The sequence below is a fragment of the Parendozoicomonas haliclonae genome (genome assembly GCF_900174585.1).
GTDB classification, from domain to species: domain Bacteria; phylum Pseudomonadota; class Gammaproteobacteria; order Pseudomonadales; family Endozoicomonadaceae; genus Sansalvadorimonas; species Sansalvadorimonas haliclonae.
Window position 1 is genome coordinate 42,839 of the sequence record NZ_FWPT01000014.1, and the last position, 18,581, is coordinate 61,419.

Genomic DNA, 18,581 nt, shown 5'->3' on the forward strand with positions numbered 1-18,581 from the left:
ACTGTCCACACGGATTTACGGGCAAAGGGATTTACGGAAAGCCATGGGTCGGTTATCACGAATCAATATCGTAGGTATTCCCCAACACATCGTTCAAACAGGCCACAACCGTCTGCCCTGTTTCTTTGATGATGAAGATTATGAATTTTATCTGGCCAGCCTGAGAGCCGCGTCAGACCAGTACAAAGTCGAAATACACGCCTACGTTCTTCTTCCCAACTCTATTCAGATCATCGCAACGCCCCGCCTCGATAAGGGCATTTCATCAATGATGCAGTCATTGGGCCGGCGTTATGTGCAGTATGTGAATCATCGTTACAAACGCTCCGGCACACTCTGGGAAGGGCGCTATAAGTCCAGTCTGATTGATTCGGAAAACTATCTTTTAACCTGCTACCGCTATGTTGAGCTGCGTCCTCTGCATCTGGGACTGGTTGATAATCTGGAAGATTACCCCTGGTCCAGTTACCACCACCATTGCGGAGAGAAAATCGACTGGCTGATTCAGGACCATAAGCTGTTTAAATCTCTGGGTGAGACCCGGGATGAACAGTGTGATGCCTACAGTGAAACCTTCCGCTACCGCTTTGACCGCCGCCTTATCGACTTTATTGCCGAGACGGTAAATATGGGGCAGGTGCTGGGTGGGGATGCGTTTAAGGACAAGATCGAAAAGATTGCCAATCACCGGGTGAGACCGCTGAAGCGGGGCAGGCCGAGAAAGAAAAAGGTTACGGAAGCAGAAGTCTCCTGACCACTAAACATATACCGTCGAGAAAGGTTGTCCGGCGCTAAATCAGAACACTGAACTGTTCATGGATTGATGCTGTGGCGCTAGATAGAACCAAAATCGATAAAAGTCAGCGAACAAAAATTAAATTTATTTCGGATGCCCGGAATGATAAGTGTACCTACCTGCTGAGTAACTCCAGCACGCCTCCCGTACCTCCCAACGGCCAATATAGCCCCGTTGAGGAGCCAGATGGTTCCATTCTCAGACTGGTTATCGACAGCCTTGATAGCCATAAACGCAAGAGTCTTGAGGAGATAGCGGGCACACCTTTAGATGTGGAAAACATCCTTCAAAGTATCAAGGATGGTGAGCTTTTTTATTTTTACTCAGGATCGCCATCCAAAGAAAAAGATGAACGTAAAAATTTAATCTCAAATAGTATAAAGAAAGATAATTATGATGGCGAAAACCAGTACAAAGTCATAGGTTTTGGTATAGATAAAATTACCGAAAAGCCGAAGTCAAAAAAACTCGAAAAATCCCCTAAGAAAGAAGAAGCCAAGAAAAAAGAAGTTGTTATTTCAGCTGGTAAAAAAGGCAGCTGGACCAAAGAGCTTGATGATCCTAAGCCAAACACGATATATAAGGTTACTTGCAAGCACGGAAGTGACACTATTGTTTACACCTACGAAACGGACCATTTGAAGCGAACAGTGCGCGTTAAGGGAAAACTAAAGCTTTCACCACTTACAGCCAAGACAAGAGAGAAAACACATAGAAGCGGTCATAAGCAGCAAAAATACGGCCCCAAAGTCGCCAAACATGAAGGAAAAACCGAACAGTACGACGGAGGCCACCTGATAGCGACACTTTTTATGGGGCCTGCTGAGAAAATAAATATGATTCCTCAGTTAAGAGTTAAAAATCAAAGTCGTAAGAAGGATGGACAATGGTATAAGATGGAAGAAAGTTGGGCTGACTTTATACGTGATGGAGAATCAGTGGAAGTGGACATTAAAATTGCATACGAAAAGAGTGCAAATACACCAAAGACCATCCGTGGAAGTTACACCGTCAGTAATGACGATCCAATTTCATTTAGATGTAAAAATTAGGAGTCATAATGTTCGACACAGTTGATGATATATATCAATTCATTGGACAAGCAATATACAATGCTCTGCCTGATGAGTGGGACGAAGCTAAATTCACAGCAATCCTTATAGAGATTGACCACTTTATTGAATCTCGACAACATTATTCTCTTGGTGGTGATATACATAGTTTTGATATTGAGGACACTGATGAAGACATTGCCTGGGATGAGGCCTTCTACGCCCTTTTTAAGTTAATGAGAAAATCAGAGTCTGACATACCATGGAATAAGGCACAATTTTCCCTCTTAGCTGATGGAAGTTTTGATCTAGAGTTTAAATATGATCCCGATCTTCAATGGCTAAACACTGTTGAAAGAGATAGTGCATCGTATAAGGCTATGAATAGCAAAGACATCCTAAAAATAAAAACTTGGGATGGCCTTCCTGAAGATAACGATCGCACTTGGATCAAACAATAAAGCCCCCAATTAAATCGTGTCAGAGTCATCACTGGCACGATCTACAACAAAAATAACATCAAAAATACAAAAGAAAGGACCCCCATTGATTCTCAGGGGTAAAATCATACCCCGAAGACCCTCTTCCCCACACTCATACCATGCAGCCATTTTTTTGCCAAGCTTCACTGCATATTCCTGCAAAGCCCCCACCCCTCCTATGGCATGCACAAAGGCACTCTTACCTGGTTTAAGGGTCTGTAACCAAGCGTCTGCATCTATACCCAACCGATGTAAAATGGGGGGTAAGTCATTGGATATTGCCCCACGTTTATCATCTCGCACAGCACGCCCAGCCCAGTCTACCAATTGGAAATAATCGCTTAGCGCAAAAGGAATCTTGCCTGTTTTTGTGTTAGATAACTGCAGGGGCTTTAGGTGTTCGGGTTGCTCCTGACTCTTTGAGGAGATAGCGGGCACACCTTTAGATGTGGAAAGCATCCTTCAAAGTATTAAGGATGGTGAGCTTTTTTATTTCTACTCAGGGTCACCATCAAACGAAAAAGAAACACGAGAATCCGTTCTTGCTGCATCACAAACATTAAAAAATGGTTCCGCCGCAAGGCATGAAAATATTGAAATAATCGGGTTTGGATGCCATGCACTTAACGATCCCCCCAAGAGCTCAAAAAAACCTGAACAAATTAGTGATGACAGACAACCTAGAGAAGAGACGTTTAACACCCAAAATATTGACATATTACAAAAAAGTTCAGCCAAATATGCAGCAGCCAGGTCGAGCAACAATGTATTCAAATGGGAAGAGTTTGCCTTAGAGCATGGCATTGATCCTTCTACACTAGACAGAAAAACACGTTCCAGCATACGCAATCTTGCAAAAGAGAGTGGCTTACTCCCAAAAGCTCCTGTCAATTCAGAGGGTATTGCAGATTTTGGCAAATGGACTACGGAAATCATCGATAAAAAGAAAAATGCGTCCGCAGGAAAAAAAGTTTATGTTGCAGAAACAAAAACTATGAAATATGGTGCACACTTTGATTACCTTGACTCCCTCTATAAGAGACCAGAAGCATACCTGTGGGATCACTTACCTCAAGATGGAATGTTTCAACTTGTAGAGAGAGGGGTTCATGCTATCACGCCTCATAAAGGATATGCATTATGGAAAACAAAGGTAAAATAAATTGAATATTGAATACGTACCACATTCTTTTGCCCATCAATTCTCTGAAAGAGAGATGGCATCCATAGAAAGAATGTTAAAGCTCGACCTTCCAAACTTTGAATTTGATCCAATATATTTATCACACATAAAAAGTCATCACGGAGGCAAGCCTGTCCAAAAATTTTTTCATACATCATCCGGACTGTGTTTGCCAATTGAACGTTTTTTGAATTTTTCAGATACCTCTTCAGCGCCACATGACGATAAAATATTCAATATCAGTGTCGTATGGTCCTTGATTGAGGATAGACTAAATGAATATTTAGTACCTTTTGCAGCGTTACCGAATGGGGATTTTCTTTGCTTCGATTATGAACACGAAAACCCACCACAGATTGTATTGTGGATCAATGAATTATCTGCAGAAGATCAACCACAAATAGAACCTGTTTCTCAAGACTTTAAAACTTTTCTTCACTCCCTCTCTCCTACTATAGAGCCATAAAAATTATATCATTAAGGGTTAGGGCAGTTTTTCACACTGCCTTCTAACTCCATTGTTTATAAAAGCATTCCACTGACTTTGGAGATCCAAATATTGCTCATTAACATCAGAATATAAATCGTGCCAGAGTCAATAGCGGTGCAATTTAAAAAATACAACCCTACACATTCAAACCGCTACTCTAGAGACCCCAAAATGATCTAAAGCCCCTTGAAAACACATGTTGGCTACGGTGGTCCTTGGCATAAAAAATAGACTTGATAACGCATATGCAGCTATTGTCAATTAAAAGCATTCAACAGAAACTAGACCTCGAATTTTCACATTTAGAGCCGATGGTGACAGGCCTAACTCTAAAAAATGCCCACTCTGTCCCGCAGACTGAAAGGGCAGAAAGCTCTATAAATGTCATACTAAGCAATCAATTCAAAGAATTTCTCAGCCTATACAGCCTTGATGAATTCACACTTGGGCCAATAGCTTTCTCTAATAGTGGGGATTACATTAAAGAACTTATGGAGTATAACGATACCAGATGGTGGGGTGATGGAGATCGCCCTAGTCAAAAAATAATGATTGCCAACTCTGACCCGTATGCAATTATTATGGACCAAAGCACACAGGCTATTTATAGTTTCGATGCAGAAATTGGTCTAGCTAGCCTGCAAAAAATCGCAAACAACTTTGATAGTTTTATCCGTAGTCTTGGGACGTGCCTCTTGGATAATGATCCATCCAATCAACCAGACAAAAAGGCCAAAGAAATTAGCACATCCGCAGGAAGTAGAAGCCTTGAATTTTGGAAATTATTGTTAGAGTAACCGCCACAATATCAATTATTACATTCCTGCGTATCATTCCGAATATGGCACGCAGGCCCAACCTCATAAATAAAAATGGCTGACATGATTAAAATATATAAAACATTAAATTTACATATCCCTAAAGCTATCCACACAAAAGAATAAAGAATAAAGAATAAAGAACATCCATTGATTCTCAGGAGTAAAATCATACCCCGAAGACCCTCTTCCCCGCACTCATACCATGCAGCCATTTTTTGCCAAGCTTCAATGCATATTCCTGCAAAGCCCCCACCCCTCCTATGGCATGCACAAAGGCAGCCTTACCTGGTTGAAGAGTCTGTAACCAAGCGTCTGCATCTATACCCAACCGATGTAAAATAGGGGGTAAGTCATTGGATATTGCCCCACGCTTATCATCTCGCACAGCACGCCCAGCCCAGTCTACCAATTGGAAATAATCGCTTAGCGCAAAAGGAATCTTGCCTGTTTTTGTATTAGATAACTGCAGGGGCTTTAGGTGTTCGGGTTGCTCCTGACTCTCATGGTAAATCTCTATGCGCTCCTGAATAGAGGTGAAATCAGATGTTTCCGGTGTCTTTGCAATTCCCGCTCTTACCGGATTTAAGTCTACATAGGCCATGCACGAGAGTACTGCCGCCTCATCAACCAACGCCTGACTTTTAAAACGCCCCTCCCAGAATCGCCCTTTGCACCCGTCTTCTTCATTTGCTTTGCGGGCCAAGTGTTCATTTAGACAGCGCATAAACCAGCTCAAGCTAAGTAAACGACTGCGATACTCCTCTGCGTAATCCATCACCCGCAGCCGTTCGGTTTCTCCAAGGCTGCCCCCTGAAAGATATCGCTGTACTAATAATGGACCATCAAAAAGCTGGCTCCAGCGAAGAAGAACCTCATCTGAGTTCCAGCTCTCTGCACGCTTAGTGTTTATATGTAAAATCGTATGGTAATGATTAGACATCACAGCGTAAGCACACACATCTATGGCAAAAATTGATGCCAGATGCTTTATCCTATCGACGACCCACGGTTTTCGATGCTCATAGCTTGCACCTGTGAGTTGATCCTCTCCACATAAATAGGCACGTCGAACACACCTAGCCATACAGTGATAGTAAGGTGTCGTATGGAGATCGATCAAAGTAGTACGAGCACTGGTCATAGGGTCGTTCCTGCATAAAGTAACGAAAATTTAGACCAGTGTGTAAGAACGTCAAATCAATGGGTGTCCTTTTATTGCTTTATTGTTTCTGTTTATACATATGAGACTGATCATTTAGGCCGTGTTGTAAATGTAAAAGGTAAATTAAAATTATCACCGCTCGGTAATAAGGATCGAAACGAGAGTCATCGAAGTCTTTATAGGCAAAAAAAATATGGACCCGACGTCGCCAGAAGTGAAGATAAGGTTGAGCAATACGATGGTGGACATCTTATAGCAACATTATTTATTGGCCCTGCAGAAAAAATAAATATGATCCCTCAACTTAGGAGGAAAAATCAAAACCGTAAGATAGATGGTCAATGGTATAATATGGAGAGAGACTGGGCTGTACTCTTGGAATCTGACCCACCCTCAGAAGTAGACATTGAGATCAATATAGCTTATGAAGATGATCAAGAAACGCCCAAAACCTTATGGGTTGACTCGACTATCGATGGGATAATTCAGCCTAGAGAAGAGTTTGAGAATTAGAGATAAATCATGACTAAAAACATAGAAAACATTTACCAGACACTCGGGCAAAACTTATACGATTGCCTACCAGAAATATGGGATAAAGCCTCAATTCTCTTTTGTGTATACGATATTGATGTGCGAAATACCATTGGTGTAAGTTTTGAGAACGGCAATACAAGCAACAACACAAGGATGTCCATCCCTGCAAGTTCCGAGTGCATATCATGCTTCAAACAACTCTATGTAACAATGCAAAAAGATGACTCCGATATTCCCTGGAACAAGGCTTACTTTGAGTTGTTGCCTGACGGTGAGTTTGACCTTCAATTCAAATTAGATGATGACTTTGCCTGGCTAAACCAGACTGATAGAAATAGTCCCGAGTATAGTTCACTGGATGGTAAAACCATTCTGCAGATAAAGACATGGGATGGTCTGGCTCCGAATACTCCGCGACCTTGGTTAAAGTCGTAATTCACTCATAGAAAGATATATGGGCAGAATATTAATCGTGTCAGAGTCACCACTGACACGATTTTTAAAAACACAAAACCACTCACTCAAACCACTGATCCAGAGCCATCCAAAAGCACCAGCACCTCAACAACGCCCTGACAAAAAAACAAAACAATTAAATAGTGTCAGAGTGGGTTTTAAAAATGAAATCCCCCCTTCTCATCCTTCTCAGCCTCTGTTTATATTTCACTCAGTCAACCGGGAATGCCCGCTGGGTATTCAAACGTTGAATACCCAAAAGCCATTCAAACAACCAGAAAGAGGACTTCACCATGGCTATCTACATGAACTTCAACAGCAAGAAGCCCCAGGGCAATGTGACCGCCAAGGGTTACGAAGGCTGGATTGAGGTTGATTCCTTCTCCTTCGGCGTTGGCCGCAGCATCACCATGGAAGCGGGCGCTATGTCCAACCGTGAAGCCAGCCGCCCTTCCCTGAGTGAAGTGTCTGTCACCAAGGCTATGGACGCAGCTTCCGGTGGCCTGTTCAAGGAAGCCGTAACTGGTTCCGAAGGTGTAACCGTACTGATCGATATCGTTCAGACCGGTGCCAAGTCTGTTGAAAAGTACGCCCAGTACACTCTGGAAGACTGCATTGTTTCTTCCTACAGCGTGGGTGCTTCTGCCGGTGGCGCGCCAAGCGAAACCATTTCCCTGAGCTTTGCCAAGATCATTGGTGACCTCAGCCACGCTGACAAGACCCACAAGAACAAGCAGAACGCCAAGGTCGGTTACGATCTTACTACTGCCGAGCCTCTCTAAGCAGCGGCCCGCAAACCGGTGTCCCGGAGGCTCTGCCGGAGCCTCCCCTGATACTGGCCGAACCTGCGGAGGCAGGTTCAAAGACAGACACGCGGTACAGGCACTCTGTCAGTACCGCGTGTTTTTTCGTTTGTTTACACACGGAAGTTCTGTGCCATGTCATCCCTGATCCAGGATAAACGCCTCGTCACCATTGACACGCCTCTTGGCAAGGATGCGCTGGTTGTGCGCGAGCTGACCGGTATCGAGAAAATTTCCGACCTGTTCGAGTTCCATCTTCACCTCCTGTCGGAAGACGACAACATCACGCCGGAGAAAATACTCGGCAAGCCCGTGACCCTGGCTATTCATAACACGCCAGATAAACCCCGTTTCATTCACGGCCATATCAATAAATTTATTGCCCTGGATACACTGGACGGCAGCAAACGTCTTTATCAGGCTCAGGTCGTGCCGGCACTGTGGTTTACTACTTTGGGCGGCCAGAATCGCATCTTTGAAAACAAGGACTTTGCCCAGATCATTCAGGAAGTGCTGGGAGACTATAGCTCAGTCTCACTCAGTAAAAACCTGGTGGGCACCTACTTCAAGCGCCGTTACTGCACCCAGTTTGAAGAGAGTGACTACGATTTTATTTGTCGGCTGCTGGCCGAGGAAGGCGTCAACTTTCACTTTGAGCACAGCAAAGGGGCTCACAAATTCTGTATTGTTGATAAACCCAGCGCCTATCAACAGGCTTTGACCAAGCCGGTCCCTTATATCGGCTCCGGCAGCAATCCGCTGGAAAACAGTGTCAGCCACTGGGAACGCTCTTACCAGTACCATACGGCCAAGGTTGAATATCGGGATTACCAGCCCTTCTCTGCTTCCGAGTGGATGAAAAAAGAGATCAAGGAAAGCAGCACCACCAAGGCACTGACCGGTGAAAAGCCGCTGCGTGAATACTATGGTCGCTTTCATTTTGAAAAGAAGACCGATAATCACACCAAGCTGACTGAGAAGAACACCAAACAGAAAGCCCGCAATATGATGCTTAATCATGAAGGGGCTTTTGATACCGCCGAGGGTCGCAGTTCCTGCTGCGAACTCTATGCCGGCAGCCAGTTCGAGCTGGATCACACCATTCCCAGCGAGAAAGGCAAATACCTGATTACCGCCATTTTTCATCAGGTGCAGGACAGCAACGATAAAGACACCTTCTATATCAACGAATTCAGCTGTCAGCCTGCCGACGTTTACAATCCGCCCTCCCCTGATCACAACCTTCGTCGTATTCATACTCCACAGACCGCCAAGGTTATTGATGTGCAGGCCGCAGGCGAACAGGGCAGTGTCGATGCCCACACTCAGGTCAAGGTGCAGTTCCCCTGGAAAAGCAAACAGGACAGTTGCTGGATTCGTGTCGTGCAGTCTTATGCCGGTGCTGACTGGGGCGCCAACTTCGTGCCCCGGGTAGACCAGGAAGTGGTGGTGGAATACTTCAATGGCGATCCGGACCGACCGGTCGTCACCGGTGCGCTATATAACAGCGACAACAAGGGCCCGGGCTACTCCAAGACCCAGAGCGGCTGGAAGAGCCAGTGGGAAGGCAGCAAGTTCAACGAGATGCGTCTGGACGACAAGAAGGGTTCAGAAGAGATCTATTTCGAGGCGGGCAAAGACTGGAATGTGCTGGTCCATAACGATAACACCGAGACGGTAGAGAACGACCAGACCATAGACGTCACCAATAACCGGGATATTACCGTCTCCAAGGGTAATGAAACCAAGACCGTTTCCAAAGGCACCCAGAAAACCACGGTGCAGGGTGCCATCACCATCGAGTCTAAAACCAGCATCACCCTGAAGGTGGGCAGCTCGGTGATCAAGATGACCCCGAGTGGCATATCCATCAAGGCTATGGATATTAAGTCCAAGTCTTCTATGGCAACCAAGCTCGAAGCCGGTTTGACCATGGATGTGAAAGGCGGCGCGATGACTAATGTCAAAGGCGCACTGGTCAAAATCAACTAAGGGAGGCGAATGATGAGCAAGCTGATCAAACTCAATGCAAACCGCGCCACCCAGGTGATCGGACGTTATGAGCTAGATGAAGATCTGGAGCATCTGCTGCAACCGGATATGACCCCGGGCGACTTTATCCGGGTGTTGATTGAACAAAAGCAGTATCTGGAGTGTGTCCGTTTTCTGGCCCATGCCCTGCCCAAACGGGAAGGTATCTGGTGGGCCTGCCTTGCGACTCGCTTTACCCATACACCGGATACCGAAGCTCTGCGTCAACAAACCCTGAAAGTGACAGAGAGCTGGGTGCGCAACCCGACCGAAGAGTTACGCAAGCAGGCGGAGAAGCTGGCCGCACTGGGCAAATACAAGACACCCGACAGCTGGGCGGCCACCGCAGCCTTCTGGAGTGTGGGCAGCATCTCCAACGAGGATGCTCCGCCTATGCCGGCACCACCTTACCTTTATGCCCATGCCGTATCCGGTGCGATCGGTCTGGCAGCAGTGGCAGACTCGGAAGATGAGATTAACAGCCGTTACCAGCGCTTTCTCAGCCAGGGGCTTGATCTGGCCAGTGGCGGCAAAGGCATGGTGCATGAAGATCTGGCACCACTGCTGGATAGCCCGGAACAAAAGGCCGTGACCGCCTGATCGCTCTCAGACGACACTGACCAGTACAAGAATAACGAATAAGGGACTGACACCGATGGGAATGCCCGCTGCACGAATTACCGATATGCATGTTTGCCCGGCTGTAAACCCGGGGCCGGTTCCCCATGTTGGCGGCCCGGTCGTTGTTCCTGGCGGCCCAACCGTGCTGATCTGTAATCTACCCTCAGCAACCGTTGGCAGCACCTGTGTCTGTGTTGGCCCACCCGACAGTATCGCCATGGGCAGTACCAGCGTATTAATCTGTGGAAAGCCTGCAGCCCGGTTAGGCGACAGCACCGCCCACGGCGGCAAGGTTGTGGCCGGCGCACCGACGGTACTGATAGGTTGATTATGACAAAAGCACTGGCTTTGAAATTTTACATTCTGAGCATTTCACTTTTCTTTTCACTACAGGGAAACGCCATGTCAATTCTGGATGCCGGTAAGGCCTGTGTGGCTTCTGAACTCAAGGTCACGATCACCCAAAACGGTGCCCCTATCAAGGATGCCAAAATCACCCGCAAGGTGGTTTGGGAGAATGTGGGTGATAAGGACGATGCTACAACCACCAGCGCCACTGGCGAGTTCTCGCTCCCAGCTCTTTACATGCGTTCAGTCACCCGCAGTGTTCTGCCTCTCGAGTTTGTGGCCAAAACACTGGTTCAGGTGGAAGTGGATGGCGAACAGCATCGTCTCTTTTATGCCATCAAACGCTCCGAAGAAGAAAACAATGAGTTTGGCGGCGAGCCCGGCATTTTGACTTGCGAGCTGAACAATGAGGAAGAGCTCAAGGAGTTTGGAGCCACTCTTATAAAAACCCGCTGTACATGGAATAAATAACAGGGGAAACCACTATGTCCACCTTGCCTGCCCGTGCTGCCAGCCAGATGGCTTCTGATGTTTATCTGGTCAAAAGCGAGAATCTCGATCCCTCAACCAATATGGATCTCGAACTCGCCCTGGATCGCAACAAGCAATATTTCGATCTGGGAATAGAAAACAAGCTGGAAGGCAAGTCTGGTGGTTTGATTATTAACAAGACGTCCGGCTTCGGTATCGTTTCCAAAGGTAAAGGTGCCTACTCCAAAGATGCCTTTATTATTCTGCGGGGCACCGCCACCGGGTACGATGTGCTTACAGATTTGAACGCTGGCTTCTCCTCATCCACCAGCAACCATGCTGTTCACCTGGGCTTTAATAATACCTTTAAAACCCTTAAGCCCCAGCTGGAGACGTTCTTTGCCCAGCAAAGGGAAACAATCAGCACCATTCACTGTATCGGCCATAGCCTTGGTGGGGCCCTGGCGACGCTGGCAGCAGAGTGGGCCATGCAGACCAAGAAAGCCGCGCAGGTGAATCTTTATACCTTTGGCTGCCCGCGAGTCGGTATTCTCTCGTACACCGACTATTTCGAGAATCACACGACATGTGGCGGTATTTACCGGGCCTACCACAAAACCGACCCGATCCCGATGGTACCGATCTGGCCATTTGTTCACCTGCTTGAGCAAGACTCTTATGGCCTTCCAAGTCCCGGGCACTACATTAACCCGGAATACCACCGGATGGTTCAATACATCAACACTATTGGCTCTAACGACTGGGGGACACTGGACTCCCTCTACAAAGACAAGGTCGAAGATTCTGCCATTGAAAAATGGCTGGCCTCAGACAGCTTTGTCAGCCTGACAGCCAATACCATCCGGCTGTTCAGCAGCGCTATTGGCTATGTCATCCGCAAGGTTCTGAAAGCCATTGGCATTACCATTCAAACGGTTCTGGGGGCCGCGACAACGCTATTGGATCAACTGGCTTATACCCTGCACCGTGGCCTAAAAGCCGCAGAAGCGACATCCAACTGGGTGATGCGCCTGATCAAGAAAATGGCTAAAGCCCTGGGTATTGTTATCCAGAAAGGCAAGAGCCTGACCATGCAATTTATTCGCTATGTCTTGCAGGCCATGTCCAACCATATCCGCACACTGGTGCAGAAGGCTGTGGATTTTGTGATGCAACGGGTTTACTGAATAGCCACAGCTGCTCTTGGCACCCTGGCAACATGAACGGCATCGTTACTTATGCAGTGCCCATTGCCCCCACCACATCTATCAGGCTAATGACTGCATTAATCTGGTAGCTGAGACTCCTTTTTAACCAAATTAAGTTGAGACATAAAAAAGTGAAGTGGTTGTTAATTATTTTAGGAGTTGCATCCCTTCCACTACTGCTGGGAATGATTTTATTTACTGTCGCCAACTCACCCTCTGCGAACGGTGTAACCGCCTTCAACAAAAAAATCAGTAACCAGTATTATCATGACGCCACCAAGGTCTACTTTGTCAGTGGCGGCAATTTTTTTGAATTGGGGGAACGTGAAATACCTGAAGCAGATTTGAGTTCTTTCCGAGTACTTTCTGATGCCTACGCAAAGGATGACAACTACGCCTACTATCAGGGAAACAAGATAGATAAAGCCGATGCTTCCAGCTTTGAAGCCAGACAAGGAGCAAAGTCTGAGAGCATTTTTGCAATAGATAAAAACGCTGTTTTCCTGAGCGATAAAATTATCCCAACGGCCGACTCAGCTTCTTTTATTGTGATCGGAAGCGGTTATGCAAAAGATCAATCCTCATTCTTTCATTACGATGAAGCCTTTGCAGATGCCAGTGATACTTACGCTTTCCTGGGTTCTCAATGGGAGGCGTCTTATCTGTCTATAGATAACCATGTTTATCGCGGCAGCAAGCTTGTCCCAAACATCAGCGCCAATGGCTTTGAAATGCTTGCCAATGGTTTTTTCAAAGACAACCAATCAGTCTTACATGGGCAAGATGAAGTCGCTGGTGCCAACTCCGAAACCTTCGTAATCATCAATGACTGGGTTCAAAAAGATCGCAACAGGATTTACTACAAAGGGACGCCATTGGATTTTGGCGACCCACAATCCGCTGAAAAAATCGATAGCTACTACTGGCGAGACGATAACCATGTATACATAGGGGACAAGCTGATTGAAGGACTGAACCCATTATGGTTTACCCCTTCAGATGTGAGCCGATACACGGGATATAGCTACCAGACCATCAATTTATCCCCAAACACGATCACCTACATCAAAAAGAAAAAGCTGGAGTGGATCTCCGACGCCTATTTTATTTATCAAAATAAAGTTTTTCACCGACAGGGTGACCATCTGGAAGATTCTTCCCCCCACAACTACAAGACAGTCAGTAACGATAAGGATGCCTGGTATCTGATTTCCAATGATCACCTCTATTACGGCAGCGACATGGTTCAGGGAGCTGACATAAAAAGCTTCAAAACACTGGAGAGCGACAGTCGATATGGCACAGATGATCACAGTGTTTACTGGGTTGGTCATGTTATTGCTGATGCTGATCCCAAAACATTTACCTTGGAAAAAGGTATGCATCCCGAACAAGGAGAGGATGGAAAATACCGAATAGCTGCCCCAGTTATCGATGCCGAGACATCCGAATGGTTTGATACTGGTGAACCAGATTAAAAAGACAACTCATCACCAGTATCGATAGACCTTACAGCTTTGTCTTCTACCAATGAGGCATTGCGAACCCGGTTTTTGTCGGTAGCAATAAGAAGATGACGATCCGGCCGCTTGCGGTCGTGCCGGTTCATCATGGTGATCATATCTTCGCAGTAAAAGTCCCGGCAGATATCTGAACGTAATTCCACCGCCAACTGACAACCATCGTCGCCCTGATAAAGACAGCCCTTCTCCATGGACTGGGCTGGGATCTGCTCAAGATACTGGCTCATCAGTTGCTCTTTACTGATGCTCTGCTCACTAAGCACCCGCTTCAGTGTTGCTCTCTGAAGAAAGGCATGATGATTGCGCCCCTGCAGACAACAAAAACCCCGGCAGGTGGCACAGCCTGCGACAAGATGATCACCCAGATGAGGCACAGTCGGAGCCACCAGCGGCTCTTTATAAACCTCTTCGGCAACTTCATCGTCGAGAGAGTCCACCAGAGACTGGAGATGATTCACCAGCACCTGTCGTGCATCGTCCGCAACCGGAACAACATCCCAAGGGTTATAGGGTAAGACCGAGACTGCCAGCTCATCAGGATCAAAACCACCACGGGATGCCTGCTCCATGGCCAGCTTACGCACTTCTGCCCGGCAGGCATTCTCTTCATCCTGTCGGCGTTTATCCTGAACCGCAATCAGATCCTTCTGACTGGCCGCACGGCAACCAATCTCTCCACAGAAATCACGATTCGCCGGTATATGGGGCGCGAGTGGCTGGCTGCAATACCGGCACACCCGCGCTCCCAGAGGGACAGGTCGCAACTGGCTCATGGCAAAAAGCCTTGCTGATCAGTCCAGCTGATAGGCAAAGGCACCATCCTCAGAGGCCGAGATATGCACCTTGCTGATCGGCAGATCGTCCGCCATCCGGGCCAGGCAGACACCGGCCAGCTCAGGCAGCAGACTGCGGGTCAGGATATTTTCAATATTCCGGGCACCGGTATCGGACTCCTGGCAGCGGGCAACAATATGCAGCAGTACATCGTCGTCGTAGCTGAAGCTGGCGCCATAATGCTCTTTCACCCGCTTCTCGATCCGGCGCATATTGATGGCACAGATCTTCATCAGGTTTTCATCATCCAGAGGATAATAGGAGATCAGGTTGGTACGCCCCAGGAACGCCGGTTTGAAGTGCTTAAGCAACTGTGGACGGATATTATCCAGCAGCACTTCTGGCTCAGGCTTCTCTTCCACCTGGCCCATAATCGCGCGAATAGCATCTTCCCCGGCATTGGAGGTCATGATGATGACGCAGTTCTTGAAGTCGATATCCCGGCCTTCACCATCCTTGATGGTGCCCTTGTCGAACAGACTGTAGAAGATATCCTGCACACCAGGATGAGCCTTCTCCATCTCATCGAGAAGGATAATGGAGTGAGGCTTACGACGGGCTGCTTCTGTCAGCACCCCACCTTCCCCGTAACCGACATAACCGGGAGGCGAGCCCAGCAGCATGGAGACCTTATGCTCTTCCTTGAACTCAGACATATTAATCACGGTCAGGTTCTGCTCACCGCCATAGAGTTCATCCGCCAGTGTCAGGGCTGTTTCTGTTTTACCCACACCACTGGTGCCGACAAACAGGAATACACCCACCGGCTTGCGAGGGTCAGTCAGACCCGCACGGGAAGTCTGGATCGCCTGAGCTACCGCTTCCATAGCGTGATCCTGACCAATCACCCGGGTTTTCATCCGGTCTGCCAGCGCACGAATGGCGTTGATCTCGTCACTCACCATTTTGCCGACCGGAATACCGGTCCAGTTGGCCACCACTTCAGCGACCGCCTGCTGATCGACACAGGCCTGCATCAGCGGCTGCTCACCCTGAATATCCTGAAGCTCACGGGTCAAGCTTTGCAGTTGCTCACGCAGCTCCGGCAACTGTTCGTTAAACGGCAGCTCGGACTGATCTTCCACCTTGTCCTTCGCCTGCTCTTCCGCCTCGCTCTCTTTCAGGAAGCTGGCATCAATGGTGTTGCGAATCTCACGAATCTGGCCAATCAGTTCCTGCTCTTTCTGCCACTGGGCCTGCAAGGACTCCAGCAGCTCTTCTGCAGCGGACTTCTCTTCATTCAGAGCCACCAGCCGCTCACTGTGGGCCGAATCGGCAGCATGCTCACGTTCCAACATGGCCAGCGTTGTTTCAGCGGTTTGTATACGACGACGAGTATCTTCAATCGCACCAGGCGTGGCGGACAGGCTCAGGGCGACACGGGCACAGGCGGTATCCAGCAGGCTCACAGATTTATCCGGCAGCTGACGCCCGGGAATATAACGGTGGGACAGTTTGACTGATGCTTCGATCGCCTCATCCAGAATGCGCACATTATGGTGCCCCTGAAGGGAGGCCGAGATACCACGCATCATATTGATGGCCTTCTCTTCATCCGGCTCTTCAACCTTTACCACCTGAAACCGGCGAGTCAGTGCAGGATCACGCTCAAAGTATTTTTTGTATTCCGCCCAGGTCGTGGCAGCAATGGTACGCATCTCACCCCGGGCCAGAGCTGGCTTGAGCAGGTTGGCGGCATCGCCCTGCCCTTCCTTGCCTCCCGCACCGATCAGGGTGTGAGCCTCATCAATAAACATAATGATGGGCACCGGTGAAGCTTTCACCTCTTCAATCACCGACTTGAGCCGGTTTTCAAACTCACCCTTCACACTGGCACCGGCCTGAAGAAGACCAAGATCCAGCGTACGGACCACGACACCTTTTAATGGATCAGGTACATCATCACCGGCAATGCGCAGGGCAAAGCCTTCGACCACTGCCGTTTTACCCACACCTGCCTCACCGGTAAGAATCGGGTTGTTCTGGCGGCGACGCAGCAGGATATCGATACACTGCCGTATCTCTTCATCACGCCCCAGCACCGGATCAATCTCACCATTGGCAGCGCGCTCCGTTAGATTGACGGTGTATTTATCCAGAGAAGGGGTTTTGGTCGCCTTGGCAGGAGCTGAGGATTCATCGGAACCAGACCCCACAGCCGATGTTGTAGCGGATTCTGCCGTAGTCCCCACCCGGGCACGGGCCGTTTCCCGCAGGGACTCCGGCGCCAGATCACGCAGCACCGAACAGGTTTCCAGTAACTGATGACGGGACTGATCTTCCAGCATCACCGCCGCGATAAGATGACCGGAGGTCATCTGACCATGACCACAGTCTACTGAGGCCAGCATCCAGGCATTTTTGGAAGCTTCAACAATAGCGGGAGAAAGAGCAGCCGGACGACTGCTGCCGCTTTTAAATTTGGCAATAGCCTCAGCCAGCTGCTTGGCAAGCGTTGAAGGGTTGATTTCATGGAGTTCGAGCAGGCTATAGAAGTCAGTATCACTTCGATCCAGAAGCTTTAGCAGCCAGTGCTCAAGTTCAACATTATATTGATTATGTGCCAGACAAAGACCGGCGGCACCTTCCAGAGAATCGCGCAGCACAGGCGACATTCTGTCAACCAGTGCCTTTAAATTGAGGCTTATCATTATTCTGGGGCCTGTTCCCTGTTCTTTGATTTATCATCAGCACAGATGAGAAAACTAACTTCACTGTTTGGTCAAAGCATACCACCCTCAAATTCATACTTATAGAAATCAAAAAACAAAAATCATAAATATTAAATTACAAGAGTAAGGAATATATCAGGTTGATCGCACAGCAAGAGCCAACATCATTTACGATAAAACAATTTGTTAACAATAGACTTACAAAGTATGTAGATCCCCAAAACACCAATAAATATGATCGAGTCAGACACTATACATAGCATCACAGTCCAATTAATGAGTGAGAACACATGGCTAAAGCAGAACATAAATTCATCTGCCTCCCCAGTATTCACGGCGCGATAAAGAGTAAGGAGGAATTAAAACAAGAAGTTTCCATGCTGCACTCAAAGCGCCATCACCGATTAAAGAAAGTTTTAAAGTACGGTAACTCTGGTGTTGGTGGGATGCGATCAGGTGCCACTCTAATTGGGCTGCTCGGAGGACCTGCTATAGCAACTGGTGGAATACCCGCCTCAGTAGCACTAGCTGCCATCACTGCAGGAACCGCTGCCAGATCTGCGTATAAAACAGCAGAGCATATAAAAAATCTAGAAAAAATTCTCAGAGATCATAAAGGGCAAACCGCATCGTGTGAGCAAGCCTACAGTGACGAACATAAGTATATTGAAGAAACCATCCTTCCATATATCATCCGCAAAAAAAGGGCAAAGCAGTTTAAAAAAGTTACTGTAGCTTCCACGCTGGGCGCTGCAAATGTTTTCAACGTAGGCTATGGAGTTCTGAAAGCCGGGTACAAAAAAGCAAAAGGAACTAAAGGTGTAAATCGTACATTCTATGCACATGTACTTGCTGAACACCTGGTCACATGCCACTGCGACTTTGTATTCGACATCACGGCCGAACTTTACAGTGAAGAGGAAGCACTTGTAATACGAGGCCAAACCTCGCTAGTTGCTGCACAACTCTTGGCAGAAAAAATGAAATCAACATGAATCTACACGAAAAGAGTGTAGATTCATGACTACGACTTAAAAACCGGTGAAGAAGCCCTAGCGATTAAATAATTTGACTACACAAGCCTACTTGTA

Annotated in this window: 20 protein-coding genes; 16 read left to right on the forward strand and 4 right to left on the reverse strand. The window is 47.5% G+C overall.

Annotated elements, in window-relative coordinates; genetic code table 11:
* Positions 1-43: 43 nt before the first annotated feature.
* The 3 genes from EHSB41UT_RS22255 (at position 44) to EHSB41UT_RS22265 (ending at position 2,309) form a co-directional block, all read left to right on the forward strand.
* On the forward strand, positions 44-754 hold the full coding sequence (locus EHSB41UT_RS22255; protein WP_087113069.1) for a transposase: 711 nt from the start codon (positions 44-46) through the stop codon (positions 752-754).
* A 74-nt stretch (positions 755-828) separates the two neighbouring features.
* The gene (locus EHSB41UT_RS22260; RefSeq protein ID WP_165767375.1) at positions 829-1,848 is read left to right on the forward strand and encodes a DNA/RNA non-specific endonuclease; all 1,020 of its coding nucleotides are present in this window, start codon (positions 829-831) and stop codon (positions 1,846-1,848) included.
* Positions 1,849-1,856: 8 nt separating this feature from the next.
* Positions 1,857-2,309 carry an immunity protein YezG family protein gene (locus tag EHSB41UT_RS22265; RefSeq protein WP_087113071.1) on the forward strand — a complete coding sequence of 151 codons (453 nt, stop codon included), beginning with the start codon at positions 1,857-1,859 and terminating at the stop codon, positions 2,307-2,309.
* 9 nt (positions 2,310-2,318) lie between these two features.
* Here the strand turns inward: EHSB41UT_RS22265 and EHSB41UT_RS22270 are convergent, their stop codons facing one another.
* Positions 2,319-2,789, reverse strand: a complete 471-nt coding sequence (locus tag EHSB41UT_RS22270; RefSeq protein WP_133060627.1) for a hypothetical protein — start codon at positions 2,787-2,789, stop codon at positions 2,319-2,321.
* Between EHSB41UT_RS22270 and EHSB41UT_RS22275 the strand changes: the two genes are divergently transcribed.
* The 3 genes from EHSB41UT_RS22275 (at position 2,779) to EHSB41UT_RS22285 (ending at position 4,800) form a co-directional block, all read left to right on the forward strand.
* Positions 2,779-3,492, forward strand: a complete 714-nt coding sequence (locus tag EHSB41UT_RS22275) for an HNH endonuclease (protein WP_087113073.1) — start codon at positions 2,779-2,781, stop codon at positions 3,490-3,492. The two genes, EHSB41UT_RS22270 and EHSB41UT_RS22275, sit on opposite strands and share 11 nt — an antisense overlap.
* A gap of 1 nt (position 3,493) precedes the next feature.
* Positions 3,494-3,979, forward strand: a complete 486-nt coding sequence (locus tag EHSB41UT_RS22280; protein ID WP_133060628.1) for an SMI1/KNR4 family protein — start codon at positions 3,494-3,496, stop codon at positions 3,977-3,979.
* A gap of 269 nt (positions 3,980-4,248) precedes the next feature.
* Positions 4,249-4,800 carry an SMI1/KNR4 family protein gene (locus EHSB41UT_RS22285; protein WP_087113075.1) on the forward strand — a complete coding sequence of 184 codons (552 nt, stop codon included), beginning with the start codon at positions 4,249-4,251 and terminating at the stop codon, positions 4,798-4,800.
* A 190-nt stretch (positions 4,801-4,990) separates the two neighbouring features.
* Here the strand turns inward: EHSB41UT_RS22285 and EHSB41UT_RS22290 are convergent, their stop codons facing one another.
* Positions 4,991-5,965 (reverse strand): transposase, encoded by a 975-nt coding sequence (locus EHSB41UT_RS22290; protein WP_087113076.1) that lies wholly within the window; start codon positions 5,963-5,965, stop codon positions 4,991-4,993.
* A 63-nt stretch (positions 5,966-6,028) separates the two neighbouring features.
* Between EHSB41UT_RS22290 and EHSB41UT_RS22295 the strand changes: the two genes are divergently transcribed.
* From EHSB41UT_RS22295 to EHSB41UT_RS22335, 9 genes are all read left to right on the forward strand, one after another.
* Entirely contained in the window at positions 6,029-6,499 is a 471-nt protein-coding gene (locus tag EHSB41UT_RS22295; RefSeq protein ID WP_087113077.1) for a DNA/RNA non-specific endonuclease, read from the forward strand.
* A 9-nt stretch (positions 6,500-6,508) separates the two neighbouring features.
* Entirely contained in the window at positions 6,509-6,958 is a 450-nt protein-coding gene (locus tag EHSB41UT_RS22300) for a lipocalin/fatty acid-binding family protein (RefSeq protein WP_087113078.1), read from the forward strand.
* Positions 6,959-7,272: 314 nt separating this feature from the next.
* Positions 7,273-7,761, forward strand: a complete 489-nt coding sequence (locus EHSB41UT_RS22305; protein WP_087113079.1) for an Hcp family type VI secretion system effector — start codon at positions 7,273-7,275, stop codon at positions 7,759-7,761.
* A gap of 156 nt (positions 7,762-7,917) precedes the next feature.
* A complete protein-coding gene (locus EHSB41UT_RS22310; RefSeq protein WP_087113080.1) occupies positions 7,918-9,774 on the forward strand; it encodes a type VI secretion system Vgr family protein in 1,857 nt (618 codons plus the stop codon).
* A gap of 9 nt (positions 9,775-9,783) precedes the next feature.
* The gene (locus tag EHSB41UT_RS22315) at positions 9,784-10,413 is read left to right on the forward strand and encodes a DUF6931 family protein (RefSeq protein ID WP_087113081.1); all 630 of its coding nucleotides are present in this window, start codon (positions 9,784-9,786) and stop codon (positions 10,411-10,413) included.
* A 55-nt stretch (positions 10,414-10,468) separates the two neighbouring features.
* Positions 10,469-10,762, forward strand: coding sequence for a PAAR domain-containing protein (locus EHSB41UT_RS22320; RefSeq protein ID WP_087113082.1), 294 nt, complete (start codon positions 10,469-10,471; stop codon positions 10,760-10,762).
* 74 nt (positions 10,763-10,836) lie between these two features.
* Positions 10,837-11,253, forward strand: coding sequence for a DUF6795 domain-containing protein (locus EHSB41UT_RS22325; RefSeq protein WP_133060629.1), 417 nt, complete (start codon positions 10,837-10,839; stop codon positions 11,251-11,253).
* Between the two features lie 14 nt (positions 11,254-11,267).
* Positions 11,268-12,440: a lipase family protein gene (locus tag EHSB41UT_RS22330; RefSeq protein ID WP_087113084.1), complete on the forward strand. Its 1,173-nt coding sequence runs from the start codon at positions 11,268-11,270 to the stop codon at positions 12,438-12,440.
* Between the two features lie 152 nt (positions 12,441-12,592).
* Complete coding sequence (locus tag EHSB41UT_RS22335) at positions 12,593-13,939, forward strand: DKNYY domain-containing protein (RefSeq protein ID WP_133060630.1); 1,347 nt, start codon at positions 12,593-12,595, stop codon at positions 13,937-13,939.
* Here the strand turns inward: EHSB41UT_RS22335 and EHSB41UT_RS22340 are convergent.
* Both EHSB41UT_RS22340 and tssH read right to left on the reverse strand, forming a co-directional pair.
* Positions 13,936-14,757, reverse strand: coding sequence for a hypothetical protein (locus EHSB41UT_RS22340; protein WP_087113086.1), 822 nt, complete (start codon positions 14,755-14,757; stop codon positions 13,936-13,938). The two genes, EHSB41UT_RS22335 and EHSB41UT_RS22340, sit on opposite strands and share 4 nt — an antisense overlap.
* Before the next feature lie 18 nt (positions 14,758-14,775).
* Positions 14,776-17,469, reverse strand: a complete 2,694-nt coding sequence (gene tssH / locus EHSB41UT_RS22345) for a type VI secretion system ATPase TssH (protein ID WP_087113087.1) — start codon at positions 17,467-17,469, stop codon at positions 14,776-14,778.
* 311 nt (positions 17,470-17,780) lie between these two features.
* On the opposite strand from tssH, the gene EHSB41UT_RS22350 reads away from it, so the two are divergent.
* On the forward strand, positions 17,781-18,485 hold the full coding sequence (locus tag EHSB41UT_RS22350; protein WP_087113088.1) for a hypothetical protein: 705 nt from the start codon (positions 17,781-17,783) through the stop codon (positions 18,483-18,485).
* Positions 18,486-18,581: the final 96 nt, after the last annotated feature.